10 protein-coding genes and 6 pseudogenes are annotated in these 25,857 nt (G+C 58.0%); 7 read left to right on the forward strand and 9 right to left on the reverse strand.

Features of this window, described 5'->3' with window-relative positions:
• Nucleotides 1–205: 205 nt before the first annotated feature.
• The gene (locus N2602_RS33540) at nt 206–379 is read right to left on the reverse strand and encodes a hypothetical protein (protein ID WP_260380786.1); all 174 of its coding nucleotides are present in this window, start codon (nt 377–379) and stop codon (nt 206–208) included.
• Between the two features lie 297 nt (nt 380–676).
• Here N2602_RS33540 and N2602_RS33545 point away from each other — a divergent pair, with 297 nt between their 5' ends.
• Nucleotides 677–1,576 (forward strand): class I SAM-dependent methyltransferase, encoded by a 900-nt coding sequence (locus tag N2602_RS33545; protein WP_260380787.1) that lies wholly within the window; start codon nt 677–679, stop codon nt 1,574–1,576.
• Nucleotides 1,577–2,036: 460 nt separating this feature from the next.
• Here N2602_RS33545 and N2602_RS33550 read toward each other — a convergent pair.
• The 4 genes and pseudogenes from N2602_RS33550 to N2602_RS33565 form a co-directional block, all read right to left on the reverse strand.
• Nucleotides 2,037–3,592 (reverse strand): annotated as a pseudogene (locus tag N2602_RS33550) (ISL3 family transposase).
• Nucleotides 3,593–4,400: 808 nt separating this feature from the next.
• Complete coding sequence (locus N2602_RS33555) at nt 4,401–4,646, reverse strand: hypothetical protein (protein ID WP_260380788.1); 246 nt, start codon at nt 4,644–4,646, stop codon at nt 4,401–4,403.
• Nucleotides 4,647–4,713: 67 nt separating this feature from the next.
• Nucleotides 4,714–6,609, reverse strand: coding sequence for a YbaK/EbsC family protein (locus N2602_RS33560; RefSeq protein ID WP_260380789.1), 1,896 nt, complete (start codon nt 6,607–6,609; stop codon nt 4,714–4,716).
• A gap of 645 nt (nt 6,610–7,254) precedes the next feature.
• Nucleotides 7,255–8,556, reverse strand: a pseudogene (locus tag N2602_RS33565) (DUF2235 domain-containing protein).
• A 766-nt stretch (nt 8,557–9,322) separates the two neighbouring features.
• Between N2602_RS33565 and N2602_RS33570 the strand changes: the two are divergent.
• From N2602_RS33570 to N2602_RS33585, 4 genes and pseudogenes are all read left to right on the forward strand, one after another.
• Nucleotides 9,323–12,547 carry a hypothetical protein gene (locus N2602_RS33570; protein WP_260380790.1) on the forward strand — a complete coding sequence of 1,075 codons (3,225 nt, stop codon included), beginning with the start codon at nt 9,323–9,325 and terminating at the stop codon, nt 12,545–12,547.
• A 122-nt stretch (nt 12,548–12,669) separates the two neighbouring features.
• Entirely contained in the window at nt 12,670–14,025 is a 1,356-nt protein-coding gene (locus N2602_RS33575) for a hypothetical protein (protein ID WP_260380791.1), read from the forward strand.
• A 70-nt stretch (nt 14,026–14,095) separates the two neighbouring features.
• Nucleotides 14,096–16,351 carry a di-heme-cytochrome C peroxidase gene (locus N2602_RS33580; RefSeq protein WP_260380792.1) on the forward strand — a complete coding sequence of 752 codons (2,256 nt, stop codon included), beginning with the start codon at nt 14,096–14,098 and terminating at the stop codon, nt 16,349–16,351.
• Nucleotides 16,352–16,944: 593 nt separating this feature from the next.
• Nucleotides 16,945–18,165: pseudogene (locus N2602_RS33585) on the forward strand (IS5 family transposase); the annotation flags it as partial.
• A 218-nt stretch (nt 18,166–18,383) separates the two neighbouring features.
• On the opposite strand, the gene N2602_RS33590 reads toward N2602_RS33585, so the two are convergent.
• On the reverse strand, nt 18,384–18,644 hold the full coding sequence (locus N2602_RS33590) for a hypothetical protein (RefSeq protein WP_260380793.1): 261 nt from the start codon (nt 18,642–18,644) through the stop codon (nt 18,384–18,386).
• A gap of 244 nt (nt 18,645–18,888) precedes the next feature.
• Nucleotides 18,889–20,306, reverse strand: a pseudogene (gene rpoN, locus N2602_RS33595) (RNA polymerase factor sigma-54).
• A gap of 1,277 nt (nt 20,307–21,583) precedes the next feature.
• On the opposite strand from rpoN, the pseudogene N2602_RS39105 reads away from it, so the two are divergent.
• Nucleotides 21,584–21,751 (forward strand): annotated as a pseudogene (locus tag N2602_RS39105) (IS256 family transposase); the annotation flags it as partial.
• 568 nt (nt 21,752–22,319) lie between these two features.
• On the opposite strand, the gene N2602_RS33600 reads toward N2602_RS39105, so the two are convergent.
• Nucleotides 22,320–23,105, reverse strand: a complete 786-nt coding sequence (locus N2602_RS33600; protein WP_311738713.1) for a LuxR family transcriptional regulator — start codon at nt 23,103–23,105, stop codon at nt 22,320–22,322.
• Between the two features lie 934 nt (nt 23,106–24,039).
• Here N2602_RS33600 and N2602_RS33605 point away from each other — a divergent pair.
• Nucleotides 24,040–24,162: a hypothetical protein gene (locus N2602_RS33605; RefSeq protein WP_260380794.1), complete on the forward strand. Its 123-nt coding sequence runs from the start codon at nt 24,040–24,042 to the stop codon at nt 24,160–24,162.
• Nucleotides 24,163–24,253: 91 nt separating this feature from the next.
• Here N2602_RS33605 and N2602_RS33610 read toward each other — a convergent pair.
• Nucleotides 24,254–24,879: pseudogene (locus N2602_RS33610) on the reverse strand (J domain-containing protein).
• Between the last annotated feature and the right edge of the window lie 978 nt (nt 24,880–25,857).

Consider the following 25,857-nt stretch of genomic DNA (forward strand, 5'->3'; position numbering starts at 1 on the left):
TCCCATCACACCGGCAAAATTGAGATTCTCGATCTCGGAGCGGATGACCGAGTATATATGCGATATCACCAAAGCAAGACACCGGAAAAGATCGGAAAAATCTTTTCGCGGCGGCATCTTGAGGGCGCTCGCTGGTTGGACGATTTACCTGAAGGATGAGATCGAAAGACCGCGCGAGACGCGGCGTGTTCGGCCGGTACTCGGCTTAGACCACGCGTAACCCAAGAGCTGAAAATAGCCCTTCAAAGTATCCGCGGCCGGTACCTTTGGCTGCCATCACCAACTCATAAAAGAGCAGGGCTTGCTGATAAGCGGCGCAAACGATCGGGAAGCTGATCTCTGGTGTGATCAACAGTTTCTTTGGCTTCGAAAACTGCATCGACCCGCGGGATGATGAAAGCGGCACGTTCCGAGAGGCGGTTTATCTTCTCTTCAGAGTTGGAGCCTCGATGGATGCATTCCAAAAGAGGAGAAACTCCAGATCGCTACTGGTAGTCGGGGACTATAGCTCCTCAGCTGCGTAGACGCGACAATTCAATCAGTCAGTCCCGTCCATTCGTCCCTCAGATCTGCTATACGAGCGTCTGCTGTCGCACGCTCTTAACCGAGACGGAGAAGTTCGATGTTTCCGAATAGCCTAGAAGGTCACATCGCTAGATTGGAAAGGTTAGACCCAGTGGCCTTCAAGGCCATCGATGCGAAAACAGTTAGAGAGTCTTCGGCCGCGTTTGCCGATTTGCTCAAACTCTCGCGGAATGAATTTACCCTGGAAGGGCGTGGGTCAGACTATGTCGATAGCATCCAACTATCGCTGTTTGCACGATCGGAGGGGGTGATGGATCTCCTGGGCAAGATGCACCCTCATGGGCGCGAGGGACTTTGTTCGTCCCTGATCATCTGCGATCTTCTGGCGGGCGACGGATACGTGAATAAGGTAGCCGACCGCATCTTGGGTGCGGGGCGCTGCCCGACTTTCATCAATTGTGACATCTCTCAGTTCATGGTGGACCGTTGTGTTGGGAACGGCCTGTTTGCAATTTGGCAAAGCGCGACCGATCCGTTCTGGATTAGAGATGAATCCGTGGATGGTGTGCTGATGGCTTACGGTACACATCACATCCCCCGTACTCAGCGCGCCATCGCTGTTCAGGCGGCCGCGCGAATTCTTCGGCCTGGTGGCTTCCTTGTTCTTCATGATTTTGAAGAGGGCTCACCAATGGCGCGCTGGTTCTCCGACGTGGTCTCACTGTATTCGGTGACACCGCACAACTATCCTCATTTTACCGAAGGTGAGGTGTTCGATCTATTCGCTATAGCGCAGTTCGATTCCGTAACGGTGCAGCGCATCCCAGATCCGTTCGTCTTCCACGGGGGGGACGAGCAGAGCGCTCTTCAATTGCTAGCAGAATATGTTACAAAGATGTACGGTTTGGCGAAGCTTCGACACGACAAACAGCGCGTGCTTAGTCTTCTTGATGAGTACTTCGGAGTCATTGTGACACGAAGCTCTTGCGGCGAGTGTGAGGCGCGCATCGCTCGCGATGCCCTGGTCGGTACGGGGCGACGAGTGGCCTGATGGAGGGACGTCCTTCAGTCAACTACCTATGTTGCTTTGACCGTCCAGCACTTGACGGCCGCCAGGCTCGAAAGCATCAGCGCGGTTGGGCGGTACCCGGCTAAAAAGGGAGTAACGCCGCGAAAGCTGGAGCGCGCTTTGTCATTCGCAGTAACGCCTGGTACGTGCGCAATAACTGAAAGGCTACGCTCGACCGGTAAAAAAAGCGGGTCTTGGGTTCCACCTGCCGTCCATGCCGGTCGTTGCTGACCTTGCCCCCATATGTGGAGCGGCCCGCGTGGCAAGAGCTTTTTCAGTCGATTTCACACATTGGAATGGTGCGCTCATATGTCCGGCCTTTGCGCGCAGCACATGGCCGCTGGCCTCGATGAGATCCGCGGAACGAGGAGCTAAATCAAGTTTACGCGTTTAAGCGTAAGCGTTTAGCCGTGGCTCTGACGCATTTTTGGTGCAGCTCCGATTATTCTGCGCCGATTAGTCTAGCTTGAAGCAAATCGATTTTCCCGCGACCGTACATTTGACGTTTGACGAGCTTGAGGCGCGTGATCTGACCTTCAGTCTGTCCGTTGGACCAGAGCGAAGTGATTGCGGCCCTAACCGCCGCTTCATCTTTCGCAACGCCGCTGGCGAACGAGGCGACGAGACTGGCGCGGGCGCGCTCGATCCATGGGATGAGCCCCTCCTCAGTTTTGCGCCGGATCATCAAGTGGAATTCAGCGATGATCTCGCGCGCCTCGACCAGGGTTGGTACGCCAGCTTCGATCGCCGCGACCGTGACGGTCTCCGCTTTTGTGAGTCCATCCCGCCCGACTGTCATGAGGCGTGCGATCGTTCTGACTGACGGAATTCGCTGCAGGTTTTCTACGTCGGCCTTTTCAGCCCGTCGTCTACGGGTCGCCCACTCGCTGATGACGCGGAGCGAGCCTCGGAAGCCACGGGCCGCCAGGCGGCGCCAAAGTTCAGGCCATTTCGACAGCCGGCCGCCCACTGATCGTCGAGCCATGGCAGATGCTGATCGAGTGAGCTCTGCCGGGTCCGGAAGACATCATGGCGTTCGCCGCGGATGACCTGCCGCACCAGCTTCCTACTATGGCCAGTCCGGCGCACGATCTGCTTGATCGGTATGCCGTTCTTTGACAGAGCCAGGATGGCCGCATTGGTCTCCTCGCGGCGCAGATAGCCATCATATTGGAGGCGCTCGGCGGCTGTGAGCAGCTTGGGATCGATCGTGGTCGCGCCAATCACGGTGCGTATCGGTCGCATCGATTTGCGGACGGCGTCGAGAAAGGCTCGACTGGCGTTCTCCATCAGATGCCAACGATCTGCCACCTGCACCGCGTGCGGCAAGGCCTTTGCTACGGCTTCGCCATATCCTCCACCACGGTCACGGGCGACGATCGCGATCGTGGGATGAGCAGCGAGCCACGCTTGGGCGGTTGCGGGCTCCCGATCCGGCAGCAGCGTGACAATCCGACGCTTTTCCAGGTTGCAGATGATGCTGGCGTATCGGTGATTGCGCCGCCAGGCCCAATCATCAATGCCGATAACCCTGAGCGGGTCGGCCGGCGGACGGCTACGGCGTCGGACCACGCGCAGGAGCGTGTCTTTGCTCACCGGCAGCATCAGCCGTTTTGCGAAGCCTGCCGCCGGTCGACCACCAAGCGCCAGACCGAGGTGATGGACAATAGAGTCCAGCCTCGCCGTGCGTCGCGCTGATGGAGCCAGTATCCCCTCGGCGAAGCGCTCAGTGAAGATTTGGCGCCCGCACAGGACGGCATCGCAGCGGAAGCGGCGGGCGATTACCAGGAGCTGGACGATCCGCCCCGCGAGTGGAAGATCGGTCACGCGGCGTCGATAGCGGCTATGGACACGTCGCGAAACCGTTCCGCACGATGGGCACAGACCAACGCTTCCGGACGCCCGGACCACAACAATGGCCTTATTACCCTCGTAGTACGCACTCTCTACAACAAACCCACGCGGCACCAGACTGGAGCGGTGGAGTGCTTGCTGCATCGCGCTGATTCTCCCCCAATCAAAGCGCCAGACATCCCCCAAAACTGCATCAAAAGTGAGTCAGAGCCAAATTTGAACGCCGATTGACAGCCCAGCAGAACAAGCCGTGCGGGGAAGGGGCGCGGGTCGATCACCGGAGCCTCTCCGCGCAGAGGGTTTCCGCCCCCATCGTGGCGACCGCAGTGCCGAAGCTGCATGTCGGCCACGAACAGTGCGCCCGAACCGGGTCGCACCTCTCATTCAATGACGCTTCAGCTGCAAACGCAACTCAATCTCGGCGCTCCAACCTCCAGCCGTTTTGATGAAGAATGCGCGTCGCTGGAGCGCCCGGCTCCGATGAAATGTCCGCTCGCAAACCGCGCTCCCGTCCGAGGCGGGAGCCCTCGTCCAGACATCACGGTCTCGGAGGTTTCGTTCGACAACGCTGACAAACAAACCTGAAGGCCATCCGCCTCGTCCAGTTGTGTACCGGCGTGCCAATCGGGCACCAAGCGTCATTGGAGCGGCAACCGTTTCAGCCGCCCGTTCGAGCGAGCGACCTCGCGAACTCCGCCCCCTCCGCGGCGGGCCCTTAGCGGAAAAACGGCTGGGCGCGGTTGCACCAGCGTTCACTCTCGCCTTACAGTGAAGCGCCCGTCGCTTTTAACCAGGTTCAGATGTCGATTGAATCAATCCCGGCCATTACCGGAAGACGTCATTCGCATTTCCAGAGTTCCCAATCGCGAAAACGTTTACACTATCGGTCCCTTCGGGTATCGCGTTGGATTTGCCTTTCAGCAGCAGCGCGCACTCAATCTCGTTTCTGCCCTCAAAGCGAATCTCGGGAGAGACCTTCAAACCCGTAGCATCGTGATCGTCGGCCGCCGTCCATCGCATCGCCGAATGCCTCCTTGACCGGCGCGCCATACCGTTCCATGACGATGCGATAGACCTCGCCCAGCAGCGCGGTCCCCATACTAATGTTAGCGCAGGGAACAACGAGATCGGGCTTGAGCTCGGCTGTGTCTGTGACGACGAGCCCTGCCGGATATTGAGTTACTCCGACGCGGACCATGGCTTGGCCGACGTAACGGCGAACCAGCGCCCGCTTGCCCGGGGCGTACTCTTATAGAAAAGGGAGCCTAGTCTGGCGATCTCACACGTTGAGCGCGAAGCCGCGTATAGGTCTTTGTCAACTCTAAAAAATCAGTCTTTCTCAACTTGAGCGTTTGAAAATTGTCCCCGCTTCCCATGTAGACATAGTCTTCACTCGACGCTTCGAAAGCCTCGTCTATGAAATAGCTAGCGTTGTGCTGTTCAAAACCAAATGGCGAGACCGCACCTAGGACGAATCCCATCGTTTTGATTTGCTCGTGGGTGGCCAGATTAACCAAGTTCTTTGACATGCCGAGCTCTCTAGCAATCTCCTCCTTTGCGACTTCCTTGTCTCCCGGCACAACAGCGATAGCGACGCGAGGCATGCCGTCTTGCTTTTGCTTACCGACCGAGAAGATGACCGTCTTGGCCATTTGACTGTCTTTCAAATTCAGTACCCTGCGTACATCTCGGATCCGAAATACCGCGGCGTGTCGTAAGGTCTCACATGCTATTTGCCTCGATGCCAAGAACGATCGAACGCGTTCGTAACCGGAAGCGTCGGCTCTCTTGACTGCATAAACGAGAACATAGTGACCATAGAAGTACGAGTCGTCTCTTATCAGAAGCTCATCCAGATGAGAAAAATAGTCCTTAGCATTTTTTAAGTCGAACATGCTGTTCGGTAGGATAGCTGTGATGCAAGGATATGAGATCATACTTCGGATCTCAAACAAGCCGCTAATCTGCTCTTTCATCTGTGGTTGATATGGCTTGCAGAAAATGTAGAAGGTCATATCCTCGAGCGCGACTTGGGCCGTCTGTCGATCGGCGTCTATGTGTGCCGCCAGCGAGGTATCCCTCCAGTTTGGTTTCATGCTCTCGACGATCGTGTTTGAATTATAGAAACTCAACAACACGGCTCCGCCGGGCTTCAGCCACTCATGAAAGCGCCGAAGCATTCTGGGAGTATCCTCCACAAAACTCCCCATTCCAAAACTTGCGCAGACGAAGTCCACTTTTCCTGCGAAGTCGCTCTCGCCGTCCACCTCCTCGTACTCGAAGTCGGCGACGGAAAAGGCTATCCGTCGATCGTCGCACGCGACTTTCTTCTCCTTAGCCACCCTTATCATGTGCGTGGAGAAATCGAACGCATAAACACGGGAGAAGTATTTCGAGATACGGAAGGCATGCCGACCTGTTCCGGTCCCAACATCGACAGCGATAAGTTGCTGAGTCGACTGCCGGCGTTCCAAATCTAGGTCTGACATGATCTGGTCGACAAGACTCTCCTCCTTCCTCATCGCAAGCTCGGTAGCAAACTTCGTGCTACCGTAGAGTTTATCATAAACTGGAGCCGCAATGTCAGAAAGCACAGTATGAAAAAGCTTTTTAAGTCGCTTGACGATCTCATCACAGACCAGATTGACGTGAAGGTTATGCACCTCCGTCAATTTGTTGTCGAAGACAAAACTGCTTAATACGTGGCCTTGCCCCAGCGTTCGGCCATCAAGAAATACGACATGAACGTCATGGCTTTTTAGAAGAGAAATAGCTTGAGATGAAACCTCTCTCACGCCTTCGGCAAAGACGACAAACTGAGCGATGTTCTCCTGCTGTTTTAGATGCTCGAAATCGCCTAGAAGCGCTCGGAGGTTCTGATCAGAAAAAATATTCTGCCGGTGAATCTTGAACAGGACAAGTATCCGATAAAAAGAAGAAACATAATCCTCAGGGTAGCGCTCTTTCAGAGTCTTGAAGCTGATAATAATGCCCTCCCTCGCACTGTAGGCGACTCGCGCACCTTTGAAGTGAGTTGGCATTTTTTGAAAGAAACGAGATATCTGCTCAAGGTCGAGGCGCTTGATTACGTTCTCGTAGATGAGCTCTGCCTTTATCGCGCTGAGATTGATCTCCCGGGCTGAATTCGATCTCGTCGCCAAGTGCCCCTCCTCGGCCCAGCTTGCCCCGGCGACTCGACCAACCGTGTTGGACAGTATTGGCGCCCCGCGGGGTCATGGACCTAAATAGACCTTCAAAAAAAGAGAATAGTACAGAACCTCATTAGTAGCTCTTCTCAATCGGTGCAACCCGCACGTTATTCTCCGTGAGGCGCAACCACGAAATTGGCACTTACTTTGTCGCTCCTGCGCAGCAGTTCAATTCGAGAAACTGCGTTTGCACTCACTCCGTGGCCGATATGCGCAAGCTTGCCGTCACTCAACTACAGCCCGCGCTCGGCCGAACCGTCGAGCGCTTTTGTTGGGAGACGCAGCCTGCTATTCACCGACACGAGCTGCTCGGACGCTTCAAACGAAGCAGCCCCAGCTAATGCTCGTGCTCGTCCTGGCAATCTCCCGCAAGAGGACGCGCCAAAGTCGGTACTTGGCACTCATCAAAAATTTCGCCCGCAACTAGCCAACTAGGTTTGCAGACGTAAGTGACAACAGAATCATTCGCAGCCCATACCACGATTCCGAAAAGCGGTTTCAGGAACTGGGCTGAACTATTGGCTATTCACTCTGGAGAGTTTCACGCACCGAATTGGCACACCTCGGCGGAATGTGGTGAGCTGGCGCCGCTGCTACCTACGGGTCTGACACCTCGACGCGGGGGTCGTCGGCCCGCACGGAGGTTTGAAACTGAGCTGGATCAACCTTCTTACGCTGCGCCCACTCGACAATGTTCGCTGGGCGATACGTTGGATCAGCTCGCCATCGCTTGAATACGTTAGCGTCGATCGTTTCATTGACGCTGATATGGCTGCCTTCTTCCCTGACAGCCGGCTCCACGCCGATGGTCCGATAGAGGGCCGAAGTGAACCAGGCATAGAGACCAGAACCAAAGGACGTATACGAGTCGGCAATCGGCGCTGTTACGGCGTCTCCATCAAGATCGACGTCCGATCGGAACGAAAGACCGTGCAGTTCTGCCTTCTTCATCATCCAACGCAGCGGAGCTTGGGCGAGAAGATCGGTCTGATAGCCGCCCCCAACATTGGCATGAGCACCTACGAACCAACGCTGCTCAACTCCGGAGAGCGGGCGCGGCTTTGCGATGACCGCGCTGGGACTCTTTGGGTGACGAACATCCCAAAGGGTGGGAGCGAAGTCGTTGCGATGCTCGTCGATAGCAAGGGCGTGATAGCCGTTTAAGATATGGATGCGCAGTCCTGTCTGGAGATAATCGAACTGAGAACGGCTGATGCCCGGAATGTTTCCTGCCGCTAGACCGACGGAGCCGACGGTATCCCACACACCCATTACCTTTACTTGGGCCGGTTGGGAGTATTTGAGAAGCCACTTTTCTTGCTCCGTCAACTTGCTAATGTCGCCAGTCGCTGCGATATCCTTCAATCGCCAAATGCTCTCCTCATCGCCCTTCTTGTAGCGATCAAATAGCTCTGTCACCCCGATCGGAGAGCCAGCTTTCAGGACTCCATTGATGGCAACCAATCCAGCCAAGGCTCTGGCTGTGAAAGCACCTCGGCTAAAACCGAAAATAAAGATCTCGTCGCCTTCTTTCTAATTTTCGATGAGCCAGTCGTACGCCAAGCGAATGTTCTCATCGAGCCCCTGACCGAAAACACCGCCCAAAAACCCATTAACCCCAACCCCATAATAGACGAGTTGAGCTTTGCCATCCGCGCTTTTGCTCGCGCAGAGAACCCGCATTCGCCAGACGTTGGTGCTACTGTTGACACTATTCCATGTCCCGTCGAGAAAGACCGCGAGGCGCTTTTGCTGCTGCTCTGCGCCTGCAAAGTTCGGCTGATTGCCACTCTTCTCTGCAGGACGGCCGACGATCACTCCGATGGCGACAATGGCCACGATCGCGAGGAACAGCCCGATCGTGTGCCCGATGCGCTCAACCCAGCGAAAAAACTTCATTGAAAGGCCCCCGACGTCGCCCGCCTCGGAGAGGACCCCGGCAGCCAAGCGCACCTATAAACCCGGCGCAGCCAGGCGCACGACAAATTCTCAGCTTCTGGCTCAAACGTCACATGCGGGAGGAAAGCTCGGACACTTAAGACTGAAGGCGGGTCGCAGCAACCCATTCTCTATCCCAAGAGCACCGCCCCTAGAATCGCTATTTAGCGATCCCGGTGGCAGGAGCGCAACACGCCGCCTGTCCACACTCCGTATCCCCGCAGACTAGAGCGACGGCGGCGCCGATTTTTTGCGTTTACGCGCGGAGTCACCATGAACAACAGCGCGAGGTCTTGTTTTCAAGCGGCAAGACGTCCTATCGAAGGCCGCTCGATCGGAGCTTCGTCGCGGACCATCACGCGCCCCATGCCTGGTAAGCGCGTATTCTTCCTGCAGGCGCCGGCGGAGTTCGTACTGAGCGTTTGCGATCAGACTTTGCCAGGCGCCTCAAGAGGAGTCATACGCCAGTAAGTAGAAGTGGAGGCCATTCGGAGGAAAACTCTCCGATCGCCGCGCAGAACATATCGACAAAGCCGGCACACTCCTGTAGGGAAGTGCACAATATTTGACGCGCTACCTAAGAGCGTGTCCTAAAAGTCAACTGTTTCAAGTCGCCCGTACGTTACGGGCTGAACAATTTCAACGTGAGCTGGCGCGAATGCTTGGTACCCGAGCCTACTTCAGTGGCTGCCAGCAATCTCCATAAAGGTGTGAAGGAGATGGCGCGATGACTGTGCGCGAGCAGCTGTTTACCGTATTGCGCAATCTTAGATGGATCATTGTTCTGTCGTTAGCCATCTCAGTGTTGCTCTACCTGCCAGATCAAATTCAGGAGCTCTACCGGATAGCTGCCGACGATCTTGGTTGGGTGACGTTCAGGGAGTTCGTTGTCCTGGGCCTGATTGCCATAACAATTTGGGCAAGTGCGTTTCAGCTCACAACTGCATCCCTGACGCAAATCCCTAAGCCTTCGGGGCGGCTAGCCTTCTATATAAGACTTGCTCCCGTCCTGCTTGGAGCGCTGCCGATCATCGCCGCCGCAGCAGGCCAACTCGCCTCGCGACCGGCGCGAAAGATTGGGGAGGTCGAGGAAGTCGGCAGCATCTTCCGCATCCAGGACCAGGCGCTCGCATTTGAGCGGAACATGCTGTTCATCCTCGCGATCGCCATGCTGATCATGCTCGCCTGTTTCATCGCATTTACTTGGCGAATAGGATCAAGAGATCGCGCGATTGATATCGCGAGCCGCGCCAACAACGCTTACTTCATCCGCTACAGGTTTCTCGCGCTCTCGATCGGCGGCATCGTGCTGTTGACAGCAGCATTCGTCCTGCTGCCGGATAGGCTTGCACAATTTCTCGGATCGTTCGGCGTGATCGCTCTCTTTGCGGTTTGCGTCGCTGGTCTCACGGTCCATTTTTCTCTCTTGACGATCAGATTTGCGTTTCCGTTTATTCCGGTTGTCTTTGGCGGCTTGTTTCTGCTTGCCTCCTTATTGGGAGGTGACGACCACGAACTGCGTACCGTCTCTGAAGCAAACAGCCCGCCGGACAAAGCGCGCATGTCCGCTGCCGCCGCATTCCACGAGTGGCTTTTGCAGAAGCCGCGGGTGGAGGAAGCCAAGAGGCTCGGCGAATATCCGGTCTTCATTGTGGCGGCTCAAGGCGGAGGGATCTATGCCGCCAATAATGCGGCGCGGTTCCTTGCGCGGCTGCAGGATCTCTGTCCGGCATTTCGCCAGCATCTGTTTGCGATCAGCGGCGTGTCGGGGGGCAGTGTCGGTTCGGCAATCTTCGCCGCTGCGCTCCACGCCGAAAGTGCGTCCCTAGATTCGAATCCTGTCGACGGAAAGACATGCCCCAAAATCGCAGATTTCCTTGCCGGGGTTGGGCGGGTCCAAGATATTGATGCTCCTGGGCCGGTCGAGCAGCGCGTTGCAAGCGTCTTGGCAACGGATTTTCTGTCGCCTTTGGTCGCCGGCTTTCTGTTTACCGATTTCACTCAAATGTTTTCACCGGTCGCGATCCCCGCCTTCGATCGCGCGCGCTTTCTCGAATACACCTTAGAGAACGCCGGTGACAGAATGCTTGGCAGCCACAACGGCGGGGACGATCGAACCAATCTGCTAAGGGCCGACTATCAGTCCCATTGGGCGCCCGGCAACAACATGCCGGCCCTATTGTTTAATACGACAGATGCCGGCAGCGGCAAACGGGCTGTCATCTCTCCCTTCGATTTCGATCCGTTGCACCCGAAGGACACGGACCTGTGTGTTCTTGCTGCGCTTGAACGCGCGGGCACCGGGGCCGACCAAACGGTCAAGAGCCACTCGCTGCATATTCCGCTCAGCACAGCCGCTTTCACGAGCGCGCGATTTCCGTGGGTGACGCCGGCCGCAACGGTGTCCATCAAGAATGACTGCATAACCTCTCACCCGCAGGCCCGCCTGGTGGACGGCGGATATGTGGAAAACTCTGGGATTGAGACCGCGCTCGACCTGATTGAGAAGCTTAACTCCATCAAGGGCACCTCCGACGCGCCAAAATTCAGGATTTACCTGCTGTCGCTCGTCAGCGGGCAATTCGGTGACCATGGGTCATTCATGTTCGGTGAGCTCATGGAGCCGGTACGCGCGCTTCTTAGCACGCGAACCTCCCGAACCTATGTCGCGCTCAATCATGCAGCCAGCATTGATCGTCGGGCCGAGGTCGAAGTGACTCCCAGTGTGCAACGCTTTCCGACCTTCGGCCGGACGGACATCACAGGTTTGTTTTATAGCCTTCCACTCGGCTGGACACTGTCTCAGAAGACAGAGGATATCATCTCATTGAGCAGCGGTCGCTTTTGGGATTGCGTGCCGAAGGACGACTTCGATCAGTCCCGCGAGAGGCAGAGCAACGCTGATTGTCTGCAGGTGAAGTTATTCCATCTTCTGAATGGATCGGTCGCGTCCGCATTTGAAACGCTTAAGGATGCCAAACTTGCACGGGCTGCCTACGCCGACGAGCTAGCCAAGGAATATCAACCAATCCCAAAGATCAAGCCGCAGCCATTGCTTGCTTGTTATGAGAGCAGTTGGTTGCAACAGCGCGGTTATGAGAAGTATCAGGAAAAAGTTGCCGCCTACGAGCAACAGTTGGCCGGATCGAGCAAGGACCATTCACCGGCTCCTTCACCTGTTCCGCCATATCGCAAGAGCTACATGGCCTATTATCAGGCCGAGCAGGTGAAGGCCTTGTTGCAGGAATGGGACCGCGTCGAGGAGACGGATCCCCGTATTCTGGCCTATATTCTTGGGTCAGTGTCCTACGACAGCGCCGACTTTACGCGCAGCAGCGAAAACTTCTCGTATAGCGCGGCTTCACAACTCCCGCAGAAATGGCGCGATCGCATCGACCAGAACAACGCAAAGCTTGCGGCCGCAAACAAGCCGCTGATCGACCTAAATTCATTGCTCAACCATCCCAGGGAATTGGCCAACTTCGTCCTTGGCTACGACGGCAATCTGTTCGGCAACGAGCCCGGAACGGATGACGGTTGGCTGTTTCGCCCGCGAGGAATGTATCAACTGGTCGGCCGCGAGCAATATCAGGAAGCACAGGATCAGATGCAGCAGCTCGGCGAGCTGCAAGGACTTGATCTGCTAACCCTTCCGGACGCGCTCAGGGATGCGAAGATCTCGGCCAAGGTCACTTTCGCTCACTTCCGATTGCACCGGTATAGGGACGACCGCTTATCTCCGCCCAACAATCGCCGAACACTGTTCGAGTTGCTCAAGGATCGTGCGAACGACTGGACCGCCGTGCGCGCGCTGCAAACGGACATGGCGCACGCGCCGGTCGACAGGGAGCGAGTCAATGCAAGGAGTGAGATGTTTCTCGGCTGTATCGGCGACACGTTGCATCCGACGAAACTCAAGACCTTGCAAAGCCAATTCTACGGTGAGGAATGAGGAGTTTAATCCCGTCGCTCGCATCGCCGTAGCGAGAAAGCGTAGCGGCGCACCGCCGCTTTGACAGCTGATGTTTGAAGTTTTGGTCTTACAGGGGATTTCCAATGGTGGCGAGGGGTGAAATGCACAGATCGATGTTTCGTCGGCAGCTTGCACGACTGTTTGCGGCGGGAGTGATGTTCGCATCAGCTTTGGACGTCACAACGGCTCCGGCGCAAGCCGCGTCAAAGCCGCTTGCACCCAATGATGTGTCCATACTCTTTCCTCCGCCAAAGTCGGCAGGCGACCTCGCCAATCTGATCGCGGTGTCCGAACTCGCCGGGCCTACGGGATCGCCGGAGAGGCTGTTTTCGGACGCGGACTTCGCGCGCTTTATCGCCAACGCCGAAAATCCTGAGCGTCCGGGTGTGCCGGACTCGGGTGTACGCCACATTCAGTTGCCCGATGCCGTCAAAAAGATCGACGCCTGGTTTGTAGCCGGCATCCGTATCGATGCGGGCGCGCCGGGATTGTCGGCGGATGTCATCGCCCAATTTGGCCGGCAGCCGCAAATCCGCCTCATCATTCAGCCGGTGACCAATGGGCCAGACGGCTTTAAGGTTCACGACACCGCCGGCCACCTGATCTTCAGCTTCACTCTCGATCCGGATCCAGCTCTACAGGGGTGCGCACCGTTCCCGCGATTCAAGCCGGACGACGAAGCCTTCAAGGCGGTCATTCGTGACGTCGCGAGCTTGCGCGATCAGCTTGGATCCGGACGTTTTGGCAATGTCAAAGTCTCGACCGCCGGTGATCTGAACGTGCATCCAGGTCTCGTAGGAGCATCGGCGAAGGCGTTTCGCGATGCGCTTAAGGCTTTGGTCGATAAGCATCTCTCCCCGCAGCGCCTCAACAGCATGGCGGTGATGGGCATCGCACCGCCCGAGCCCTGGATTTTCGTGTCGATGTTAAAGGTTCCGCAAGCAGGCCTAATACCAGTGCCCGGCCCGACGCTTGATGGCCTGCACGCAGCACAGATGTTCAGCATCATCGGCGGAAAACACGTCGTCCCGCACCCGGGCACCAACAATCAAAATCCGATCACTTGTCGACACGCGGCATTGCAAAACCCGCCCTTGCCCGCCGCCGAGCGCAAGGGTGTTTCGACCTCCCAGTTTATCGATGGCAACTTGCCCAACAGCCGCATCATCGAGATCGTCAATACCATTGCCGATCCGAACAAGAGCCACTTTTTCAATACCGATTGCGTGAGCTGTCACACTGAGACCGCGCAGCCACTCGCCAGGAGAATTCCAAACTTCGCAGCGCTTGGCGTGAACCGCGCGGTCTGGCCGAAAGAAGACTGGAATGTTCGCAACTTCGGTTGGTTCCCGTCGTTCTTGCGGGGCGGCCCGGCGGCGGCGACGATAACCCGGCGCACGGCAACCGAGACGGCCGAGGTGGTCGCCTTCATTAATAGCCGATTGCTGAACAAGTAACAGACGCCGTCGCCGTTTCCGGTAGCCTGCCGGGCCGGCGGACGCACGAAAGATTAATGGAGTGCTTGCTATGGGGAGACCTTCTTTTGGCTCTCGTCTTTATTCCTGGGTAATGCGCTGGCCTCATATCACCCGCCTGTTGTTGGCAATCGTTGTTGTCGTGATCGTGGCGGCCGGCTTGGTGTATTTCGTGCCGGAGAGGGTTCGCGATGCAGCTCTTAAAATCAAGAACGACGCCAATCTGGTCGCGCAATTACTGCCAGCGACCCTGCCGGAGCCATCAAAAATCGACGCCGCTTATTGGCTGCCGCAAAACTGGAGCGCTCGCCAGCGTTACTGGTTTCACCACACATCACAGGGGACCGCGACCATTCCTGTCCCCTACCAGTGGTTCTTGGCCTTAGAACGCCCGGAGCTGTCCTTCTCTTACACGAGCTTGACAGACGAGAACTACCTGCGACGCCTCGGCTTCATCCCAAGTCCCACCTCAAAGGACTTTGCCGGCAATGCGCCCTCCTACGGTTATCACGACGATGCCGCGAATGGGGGCACCGCGAACCCTGGCTGGACTCCAAGCGCGCCGGACAATCCGAATGCCCTGCCGGTCGGCTTTGCCATTCTCAAGGGCGGTGTCGATCCGACGACTGGCGCCCCGTATGAAGATCAGATCGGACTAACCTGCGCCGCCTGTCATACCGGTCATCTCGAATACAAGAATGTCAGCATACGGTTCGACGGTGGCCCCGCGATGGTCAATCTCGGCGAAGTTGAAAGAGTCATCGGGCTATCGATCGGCTACACGCTGATGTTGCCATGGCGATTTGAGCGTTTCGCCAGCAAGCTCGAGCGTATCAAAGGGCAAAGCGTCGATCGAAAGCAGATTCGAAGCGATCTGGAGCTTGCACTTCAAAAGATCAGGAATCAAAAGGCAGCGACCGACAGACTTTTGACGGGGCAGGGAGTCACCGACCTCGATGAAGGGTTCGGCCGACTTGATGCGCTGAACCGGATCGGGAACCAGGTTTTCTATACGAACCTACTGGATCCCGTGACTGGCGAACTCCGCGATCCACTCCTTAAGGGCAACTTCGCGCGCCACGATGCGCCCGTGAGCTTCCCGCCGATCTGGGACACGCCGTTTTTCCTTTGGGCGCAGTATGACGCCTCTGTTCTCAACGAGCTCGTTCGCAATTCTGGCGAGGCGCTCGGTGTCAGCGCGAAGATCAATATGACAGCGGCCGCCCCCGGACGGCCGCTTTTTGCCTCGTCGATACATCTATCGGAAATCGCGCGCTTCGAAGAGCTTCTTCGCGGCGCCGATCCCTTTTCGTCCGAAGATGCAGGCGGCAGAAAATTCACCGGGCTCGTAGCCCCCCGATGGAAGGACGCGCAGGAGAAATTCCGCGGTGACCCGGCCTGGGCGATTGATGCAAAGCTCGTCGAACAAGGTCGCGATCTCTATCGCGCTCACTGCTTTGAATGCCACCGAGGCCCGGTCAACGATGCTGCCTTCGACAAAAAGTGGCCGGAAGATTCGTTTTGGAGCCCAGAGAACCCCGATCGCTCAGCCAAGAACGAAAAGAATTGGGTAGAAATCGGGGGACGGCATTATTTCAACGTGGTCCAGATGCCAGTCACAGCGATCGGCACCGACCCCCAGCAATCCAGCGTCCTCACGACGCGGCGCGTTCACCTACCCGAGTCACTCGGATTAAATCCTGCAGATGACCTCAACAAAGCCGGAGGTTGTGGCCTTCTGGCAGATAAAGGGGCAGATCCTCTATTTGTACTCGCACTTATGGACGTGGTCGGCAAGACGATCGACCAATGGATGATTGCGAACGGCACTTCTGAAGAAACCAAGCGTCAAATGTGGGGGCCGAGAAAGAACTGCCAAAACCAGCGGGTCTATGTCGGGGCGCATGCAAGCCGCAACGGCAAGGACGAAGTTGTTCTCGCCCTTGAACCTCAGTACCGGGCGCGCCCGTTGGACGGTGTCTGGGCGACAGCTCCTTATCTGCACAACGGGTCCGTTCCGACGCTGAGAGACATGTTGGTACCGCAGGGCCAGCGGCCGACGTCGTTTTGCGTCGGCAGCCGTGCGTTCGACCCGGTCAATGTCGGACTTGTTACCAAAGCACATTCGGCCAACAGCTGTGCAGCCGGTCTGACGAACTTCGATGTGTCGCTGCTTGGGAACAGCAATCGCGGACATTCCTTCGAGGGCAAGGAAACCGACTTAACGAAGCTCCCGCCTGGCGTCATCGGACCAGAATTGACCGACGCCGAGCGGCAAGCCCTTGTCGAGTATCTCAAAACTCTGTGAAGCAAGGCGTCGCCCGGCGACCTGTGCGTCGGCGCGGCTACGTTGGACCTTTCGCCGAGCCGATTCGTCCCTCTGTCGGCGGCGTGCACCATCGGCGCGAAAGCGAGGATGTCGACGCCGACTTCGCTTGGATCGACCCCGAGCCTTTCGAGGCTTCGGATGACGCCGCCCCTCGCCTATCCCAGAGCCCGATTGCCGCTCAGGATGTAGACGCGGAATTTAGCTTACCAACGATCTGGAGATCCGGTAAAGCATAGAAGGCGTCAAGTGCCTGGCCGATTGCGGCGCACACCGCATCAACAATGGATCACACGAATGTCGGCGCCACTCTAGAAGATTGGTCGCAAAACTGTGTCGCACTGTGCACCGTCACGCATTTGTTCAGATCCGCTGCGATGTGGGCCGCGCGGTACTTAGTCGGCCGTGAACAAGGCTCTAAGCGATTGAGCGGGAGTCTGTTTTCGGGTTTTGGAGGCATTTGAGATTGCAGGGATTTGGGGCTTGAGGCTTCCAAACCCTGCAAATTGGTTTTTGGATTTCCTTTTGCTGCGGGCCATGATTCTGTGGTGCATCGGAGAAGACGATGCGACCGAATCGCTCCGCTCTACAGCGAGAATGGCCGGCCGGGCATCGAGACCCGCTTCATGATCGGGCTTTTGCTGCTCAAGCAGATTTACGGGCTGTCCGACGAGGGCGTGTGCGAGCGCTGGGTCCACGATCCGTACTTCCAGTTCTTCACCGGCGAAGAGTTCTTCCAGCACACCTTCCCGCACGAGCGCTCGGACCTGAGCCACTGGCGCAAGCGGCTTGGCGACAAGCTGGAGCTGCTGCTGGCCGAGAGCCTGCGGGTGGCGCACGCGGCCGGCGCATTGCGCGGTCAGGACCTCAAGCGCGTCACGGTCGACACGACGGTGCAGCCGAAGGCCATCACCTTTCCGACTGATGCCAAGCTCTTGCATGCAGCCATCAGAGGTCTCAACCGCCTGGCGAGACAGCACGGCGTCAGGCTGCGGCAATCCTATTCTCGCGTGGCCAAGGCGGCCGCGATGATGGCGGGTCGCTACGCTCATGCCAAACAATTCGGGCGGCATCAGCGGCAGTTGCGTGTCCTGCGCAGCCGGTTGGGACGGATCATCCGCGACATCCGTCGCAAGATCGAAGACGAGCCGGCACTGGAGGAGGTGTTCGCACTCCCCCTTGGCCGAGCCAGCCAGATCCGCTCGCAGCAGCAGCGCCAACGTGGCTGGAAGCTGTATTCTTTCCATGCCCCGGAGGTGGAGTGCATCGGCAAGGGCAAGGCCGCTGCCCCTTACGAGTTCGGCGTGAAGGCCTCTATCGTCACCAACAACCGCCGGGCTCCCGGTGGCTTGTTTGTGCTGCACGCCAGGTCGCTGCCCGACAACCCTTACGACGGCCACACATTGCGGGACGTCATCGACCGCACCGAGACACTCACTGGCTGTCCGATCGAGCGGGCCTATGTCGACAAGGGGTATCGCGGCCACGACGCTCAAAATCCCCGTCGCGTCTTCATCTCCGGCCAGAAGCGCGGCGTCTTCGGTGTCATCAAGCGCGAGCTGCGCCGCCGCTCCGCCATCGAGCCCATCATCGGACATCTGAAGGCCGAAGGTCATCTCGGCCGCTGCTATCTCAAAGGCCGCGCCGGCGACGCCGCCAACGTCGTCCTCTCAGCCGTCGGCCACAATTTCCGCCGCATCCTCGCCTGGCTCAGAGATCTTTTGTGCCTGTGCCTGGTCCTGGTCCCGCTCTGGCGCACGTTCAATTGTCCAGAAAAGTCAATCCGGGCTTCTTAACGGTCGACTACTTAGCATATAGAACGGTCGCATCACGCGGCCGCTAACTGTCCCGGCCGGCAAATAGCCGGCGTGTCGGTCGGGTTAGCCGCCAAAGGCCCTTAGAATGTTAAAAGTCGTGGCGAGAGCATGACGTCCCTGCCGCCTTCTGCTCGACCCGGATTACCATCCGCTGTCTGTCGATATCCGGGATCGCGAGGAAGCCACTTCCGACACGCTTAATCCTGCGGCATAGACGTCGTCAGCGCTCTGCGGCTCCTTAGGCTCAGGATTGCCTTCAGAAAGCTCACCACCTCCTCCGCAATCAGCACGACCGGCAGCTTACGAGGCTCTCGTGCGTAGGCGATGCGGCCGGGAATCTCGCTGTGGCCGAGCGTCACGCCGTCGAAAAAGTGCAACGCGCAAACCATTTGGTTGAGATCCGGCCAAGAGATCCCTGTCACCACCAGGTGAACCTGGAACGTGTGAACATCCTCCAAGCGGGCGCTCGGCTAGAAAACTCGGCCAGGCTTCGATACCGCGTTGAGATATGATCGGCTGCGTTTCCGGCGACAAATTGCACACCGTCATGTCCTCAATCATGCGGCGGCTCACCTGACCATCAGACAAACCTCCTGTCTGAAGGGGGCGGCTCTGAGAACGCTCGGATCCTCTCAGACGGCAGTCGGCGCGAGCGGCTTCGTTCAATCACCAATCAACAAATGTCGCGCCAACGACCCACTTTCAGGCAAATGCAAAGCGTAGCTTGTGGAGTCCAAATCGACGGCTGGGAGTTTCTTCACCGACGTCAGTTTCGCCCCATGCTCGAGTGTTAATCGTTGACCGCTCATTGTCGCGGCGGCGTTGCACCGAAGAGGGTATGCGCATGGCTTCGCGGTACTTCGCGACCGTGCGGCGGGCAATATCAATGCCCGAAGCGCGCAAGCGTTCCACGATGGTGTCGTCCGACAGGATCGCGGAGGGCTCCTCCGAATCGATCAGCTGCTTGATGTGGTGACGCACCGCTTCCGCCGAATGAGCTTCAGCACCGTCGGCCGAGGCGATCGAGGCCGTGAAGAAATATTTTAGCTCGAACGTGCCGCGGTTGGTCGCCATGTATTTGTTGGCGGTGACGCGCGACACCGTGGATTCATGCATCTGGATGGCGTCGGCGACGGCCTTCAGATTGAGCGGGCGCAAATGCGCGACGCCATGGGTGAAGAACCCGTCCTGCTGGCGCACGATCTCGGTCGCCACTTTCAGGATGGTGCGGGCGCGCTGGTCGAGCGCACGCACGAGCCAGGTCGCGTTCTGCAGCGCGTCGGTGAAATAGGACTTGTCGCCGTCCTTGCCGATCTTCTTCGACAGCTCGGAATAATAGGTCTGGTTGACCAGCACGCGCGGCAAGGTGTCGCTGTTGAGCTCGACATGCCAGCCGCCGTCAGGACCCGGGCGGACATAGACGTCGGGCACCATGGTCTGCAGGCGCGCCGAGCCGAACTTCATGCCGGGCTTGGGATTGAGGCGGCGGATCTCGCCGATCATGTCGGCGATGTCCTCGTCGTCGACGCCGCAGATCTTGCGAAGCGCCGCGATGTCGCGCTTGGCGAGCAGATCGAGATGCTCGACCAGCGCCTGCATCGCGGGGTCGTAGCGGTCGAGCTCGCGCAGCTGGATCGCCAGGCATTCGCTTAAGGAACGCGCGCAGACCCCGGGCGGATCGAATTTTTGCAGCACGGCGAGGACGCTTTCGACCTCGGCTTGCGATGCGCCGAGACGCTCGGCGGCCTGGCCGAGATCGGGCGGCAGATAGCCGGCCTCGTCGACGAGGTCGATCAGGTACTGGCCGATCATGCGCTGCGCGGGCGCCATTCTTCCTGGCCCGGCTCGAAGCCTTCCGCGCTGCCGCCGAAGCCGTCCTCGCCGTGAGCCTCGCCTTGACCAGTCTCGGAATCGCCGTAACTGCCGGCCTCGGCCGGGGCTTCGCCCGTGGGGGCCTCGTCACTGGCCCGCTCCAGCAGGGGGTTCCGCTCGAGCTCCTCTTCCACGAAGGTGGTGAGATCGAGATTGGACAATTGCAGCAGCTTGATCGCCTGCATCAGCTGCGGCGTCATGACTAGCGACTGCGATTGCCGGAACTCTAATCTCTGCGTAAGCGCCATGAAGCAAGAACCGTTACTGAAGTTGGCCCGCGTTTTGCTCATCTAGCCAGGAGCTGATCCACCCGCTTTGATGTCGCGCAAAAGCAGATGCGAGGTGAGATCTTTGATGAAGGCCGACAACAACTGGACACCGAAACACTTGCGGAACTCCTTCGTTAAGTTCCGCTGTCCGTGAGACTAGAGAACGAGAGATCGGGAGGTGGTCTTTTGACCCGAGGACATGAACCAACTGGACAGTTCACTGGGGCGACACTCCTGTGAACGACTTGGCAGTCCGCGGCAGTTTCGGTGACTTCTGAGAGTAGCCGCGATCCTACACCATCCTGTAGGACCACCGGGTTCATCGGTGCCTGCCCGTCACTCTGACAGTCCATTAACATGGAGTGCTGCCGCACCTCGGAATTGGCGCGAACTTTGAAACCAATCATGGAAGAACGTTGCCCAAACGGATTGGCATTAAGGCTGGCCTCCAAACAGTTGAGATGACGGGTTGAACTGGTCGCGAGATCGGCCTTGCGCCAAAAGAGATTGCGCGGTTATCGTCGCGTTCGGCTGCCTAAAGCCCGCCTTGTTAGCGCAGCGCCTGCCCCATGTGCGTCGAAAACAAGACCCTTGCCCAAATTGCTGAGGCAAATCGGCGGAAGATCGAACAGCGGGAACTATTGTGCCTGCGCTTCGGCTTATCTTGGCGAAGGTCCCAACGTATTCGCGATGTCGCATCTGGGCACGCATCCGAATCCGGGAAGGATACCTTCCTCCTCCAAATTGGCCGGCGTGACCGGGACGATCTTGTCGTTTGTCGAGAGCCTGCGCGAGTTGCTTCGCTTGCAGCGGACTGCCGACAATCACACCGGGCAAAAGGCTTCCGCACGCGCATAGACCGCCATGCTGTTGCCTATAACCTCGAGCACCACCTCATCGCTGGCCAGCAGAGTCTTGCCAGCGCTTTGGCGCACTCGGCGTCATACCAGTGCTGCGGGCGGAGCCTGCCACCACCCCAAAACAACATCCCTCCGAAGCTTCGGTGAATGCCGATTCCAATCACTCGTCTCAGTGGCATCTGAGCTGCGGCGAGACGACAATTGCGAGTTAGCGCTCTTGGTACAACGCAGTGAATCGCAGAGGTGGCCAACTCCTAACTCGACCTCCCGGCTCATTGGCTGTATCGCCGGACCCGCAATTCGTGCTCCCGTTGCCTCTGTGACGATAGTAGCACCATAAACCACGCTGTAGACCACCGCAGCGGAACGTTAACACCGGCAGATCTCATACCGGTTACTAACACCATTGAGCGGCCGCACGAGGAGTTCAAGCGACGGATCGAGATCAAGACCGTTTGCCATCAGCGGCCGCCACGGCAATATTGTCCTGGCCTGGTCACCTCCGGCCAGGTCACATGCGGCAAGGTCGATGGCTGGAGAACCCTTACCACAATGCCTAGATAGGCGATTGACCTCGCTGCACGAGCAGGTAGCTCCACGTTGATGGAAATCGCGCCACAATTGTAAGGCGGCGCTGCCCGCGGTGAAGCGCAAGGCTTCAGCGACCATGGCTTCGTCCACCGGCAAGCCGCTGCCATAGGGCGAACCACCTTGCCACGGCGGATCGCATCAGGCAGCGGCACCTCGATTGCCTAATCAAGATAAGGCCGGGACGGCTGACGCAGCCTCGATCGCCTCGGGACGGCTGCTGGAGGGAATGAAGATGATGTCGGCATCTTCCCGCCATCTCGTTGAGCAGCCTGTTTAGCAACACAACGCTTGAGAGGCGGATTGAGTCTGGCGCAACGAGACTTGCATGCAACGACGACGCGCCAAGTCCACACCGGGCGCTGTTGAGGGACACCGCATACGCGCGCCTAATGCGCTTGCCTGCCCAGCTATCTGGTTTGAGCCGCTTTCCGTTGCAGTACATCGTTGAAGCCACTTGAGATCGGCTGTCCCGATCGGCGGCAATGACAGAAGAGACCGCTCGAGGACGGGGCCTTTAATCGTTCCTCTAAAGGGCGCGGAGTTAAATGAGGCGACGTCGGGTTGCTTTGGCTACAGCATTTGTCCGGTTCGCCGCCCCCAGCTTTCTGACGACGTTCTTCATGTGGAAGTTGACGGTATTCTGGCTGACCTCCACAAGTCGCCCGATTACCCAGGCTGACTTTCCTTCTGCGACCCAGTATAGGCACTCTGTTTCTCGCTGTGTCAGCGGAATGTCTGTCTCCCAACCTTCATCAAGCGGCGGTGTAATCTGCGCGACAGCGTTGTGAAACGCCGACGCCAATGTCGTGAGATGAGCCATGCGATCCTGTGGATCGGCATCATCGAAGGGAGATGCGAACGATACGAAAGCCAATCGGCCTTGCGATCCAAACAATGGCACGCTTATGCCATGCTTAAGACCTGCTTCTCTGGCCTCGTGTAAGACGCGCAGCTCACGGGGCTGCAGTTCATATCGACGGGTTAGTTCATCCCAAAGAAAGGGCCTGGGCAGCATTGCTGTCCGCCGGACCACCGGGTCGATCGCTCGATACCCTTGCTCAGCATAGCGTTGGCACCAATCAGAGGGAAAGTTTATAGTTGGCGGGGGCGGCAGATAGTCCAGCAGACGACGCTCATTTCGGCAGGTGAGAGCTCCGTACGCGACTTTATCAAAGCCTTCCTTGCTCGCGCAATTCACAAGAAGATCGAACAGCGCCTTGATTGATTTTGTCTGTGTAGCGCATTCGACGAAGCTGAATAGGTCTGGCCCGCGACTTTCCCGTCCGCTTGAAGAGAGTGGCATTTCGCCGTGCGATTGGTCATCCATGTCTATTTCCGTTTTACTTGCACAGATGTTGGCTCTGCTTGTTGCAGCTGGACGCCCGCACGAAGGAAAGCGCCGGGCCCGAAATGTTCGACCCGGTCTCAGCGCGTACCGAAGATCAGATAGGTGGAGCAAGCCGGCGCGCGCCGCCCGCAGGCTGAGCCAACGCGGAGCTGACTTCGTTCGTTGCCGACCGGTCGGGTTGCTATCCCTGCCGAATCGTCGCGTGCGGATCCAGACTCTCGAAAGAATGGCTGGCAAATGATGCAGCGGTTGCGGCGGACAAGGGTCAGCACTTCTCGTAAGAACATACCAACATCTAGAGCGCCGACGTAAAGAAGTGTGCTCGGCACGGAACTCTGCGCGCAGCTCGACACACCTCAGGTCACGGACCAGTGCAGCCCCCCTCAGGCGCTTGCGCATGTTAGGCCGCCACTCGCGGACATTGACAACCAGCTGCTTGACAAGGACGACGGCGTACATGCGATCCTCAGGACTTCCAAGAACCAGCATGATGGGCACAGCAATTCTCGTACCACCTTCCGATTTGGCAAAATGGCCTCTTAAGAGAGAGAAAGACGGTCTGATCTGAGCTGGTTCGAGCGGATGCGACATACGTAAACATGCGACAACGTCTCAGGCGCGACATCGAATTGATACAGATCAAGAGCGTGATTAAAGGCCGGTTGCCTCACCTGCATTGACGCGGAACGCGGATGGGCGCTGCCTGTGAGTGCGGTCCTAAGGCCCAAGCCAAATCCAGGAACGGCCTTTCCATCCTCGAAAATCGAGCAGCGGAGTAGCAGTTTAGTCTTGCGGGGTCTTTGAGCAGCCGATGGCCGGCGCTTTCAGCGTTTCGCAGTGGCGCCCTTTGCGAACCGGCCCCTTCGGCGTCGTGAACACTTGCCCCCTCCTTGCAAAGCCGAGGAGCGAACAAATGAAGAAGGAAAGAATCACGGAAGGTCGTCGTGGATTGATGCGCGGCGCGCTGTTGATAAAGACTCCGGCTAATTTGGCGGAGATGCTGCGCCTCTGGGGCGTAGGCGTGGGTCTTGTCTGAAGCGGATTACACGGCAGCTCGGATGCAGCCTTGACACGATGAAGGGCTACGTAGCGGCCGGTGGGATGAAGCCGTTCAAGTCGTGTCCGGGCTAGCTCTCGCGCACCACGGTCTTCAGGTAATGGTAGGCCTTGATGATCTCGACCGGGCGATCCTCCGTGGAGCGGTCGCCGCCATTGGCGTCGGGATGGTGCTGCTTGACCATCTCCTTGTACTTCGCCTTGATATCGCCGAGCGTCGCGTTGGCATTCAGGCCCATCACCTGCAACGCTTTCCGCTCGGCATTCAAAATCTTGGGCGCCTCAGGCTTGGCTTTTGCGCGGGCGCGGGCACCGGCGCGTCCGTTCAGCTCGACGAGCGTACAGAGGGCATGCCAGTCGTCATCGACATCGGCCGCGCTGCCGTTCATTTTGCGGGCGCTGATGTTCTCGCCTATCTTCCAGGTCGGACGATGGCCGGTCAGCGCGTCGTTCTGGTAGCGCGCGACCGCTTCCGCGTCCGTCCCCGAGAAGAAATTGTAAGACTGATTGTATACGCGAACATGGTCGATGCAGAAGTGCCAATATTCGCGCGCGCATTGTCGCGGCCCTTGGGCGCGGGATGGCTGGCCTTGTTCTGGCAACCTGGCCATTCGCATCGCGCCGCGGTCTGGCGCTCCTGCCCTTCCTGCTTGTTGATGCGAATGGAGGCGAAGATTTCGGATGTGTCGATCGGCATGACCCGGCTCCCTTGGCGGAGCGGCAGTTAACAGGGCCGCTTCTATGCTAGAGAATTGGTTTGGACGGCAAGTTGGGTCTCGCTCCGCCTTCCGCGTCTATGTAGTGGCACGAGGTAGCAGGCACCTCTTAGCGATCGACGTGCCAGGACTCGCGAGCTTGGTTCAGACAATCATCTCTTGGCAATTTCAGATCGACTCAATCGCAATTTGCTGTCGGCTTCTGCACATGGAGGTCTTGAACGGGACCAGGTGAATACGGAGAAAGCGGGAGCTATGCGGGTCTGGGTGATGACGCCCTCAGAGAGGCAGCCTATCCAGGCGGATGGCGAACCTGCGTGAACTTCTCCAAGGAGGCGATACGGCTCGAAGGAGACGATCAATATCCTGCCCTTCGGTCAGTTGTCTGCGGTTGTCCATGCACTGCTACAAACTCTCCGCAACATAGCGCGTGATCTGTTTGCCCGGGCCGTCCAGACGGAACTGCCGCGTTCCGGAGACGCCGGCGAGCTGAAGCCGCGGCCGATGGTCGTGCCCGGCCGTGCGGCACGGCTATGGCCCGGCGCGCAACATCGCAACGGATATCGGTGCGATCGAAGTTGCCTGGCCCAAGGTGAGGATCGGCGCGCGAGCGGCTCGCCCGTTGGATCCGCTTGACTTTGGCCACTTTGAGCGCGGCGGACCAGGAGCCTCGATCCCCTGCTGCCCGCCCCCTAGCTGCGGGTATGTCGACAATCGACTCCAGGAGGCGCTCTTGGCCCAGCTGGAAAGGATGCGCCGAACCTTTCGCCTTCGGTGATTTCGGGCGGATACGAGCGCTGGCAGCACAAGACCATCAGTGTAATCCAAAAACGCCGAACCGGTTCGGGGCGGCAAGAAGGCCATGCAGGATCTCAATGGCGCCAAGCCGGGCGGTCGGGGAGCATGCACTCGAATACGTTCGTCGACAATCGCGCCAAATATGCGCGTCCTCGATTACC

This window comes from Bradyrhizobium sp. NC92 (assembly GCF_025200865.1).
In the GTDB taxonomy this organism is placed as follows: Bacteria; Pseudomonadota; Alphaproteobacteria; order Rhizobiales; family Xanthobacteraceae; genus Bradyrhizobium.

Coding starts and splice junctions, on each gene's coding strand:
- N2602_RS33600 (WP_311738713.1), bottom strand. CDS start 23,105: ATGGATGACCAATCGCACGGCGAAATGCCACTCTCTTCAAGCGGACGG.
- N2602_RS33540 (WP_260380786.1), bottom strand. CDS start 379: ATGCAGTTTTCGAAGCCAAAGAAACTGTTGATCACACCAGAGATCAGC.
- N2602_RS33555 (WP_260380788.1), bottom strand. CDS start 4,646: ATGGTCCGCGTCGGAGTAACTCAATATCCGGCAGGGCTCGTCGTCACA.
- N2602_RS33580 (WP_260380792.1), top strand. CDS start 14,096: ATGGGGAGACCTTCTTTTGGCTCTCGTCTTTATTCCTGGGTAATGCGC.
- N2602_RS33575 (WP_260380791.1), top strand. CDS start 12,670: ATGCACAGATCGATGTTTCGTCGGCAGCTTGCACGACTGTTTGCGGCG.
- N2602_RS33605 (WP_260380794.1), top strand. CDS start 24,040: ATGAAGAAGGAAAGAATCACGGAAGGTCGTCGTGGATTGATGCGCGGC.
- N2602_RS33570 (WP_260380790.1), top strand. CDS start 9,323: ATGACTGTGCGCGAGCAGCTGTTTACCGTATTGCGCAATCTTAGATGG.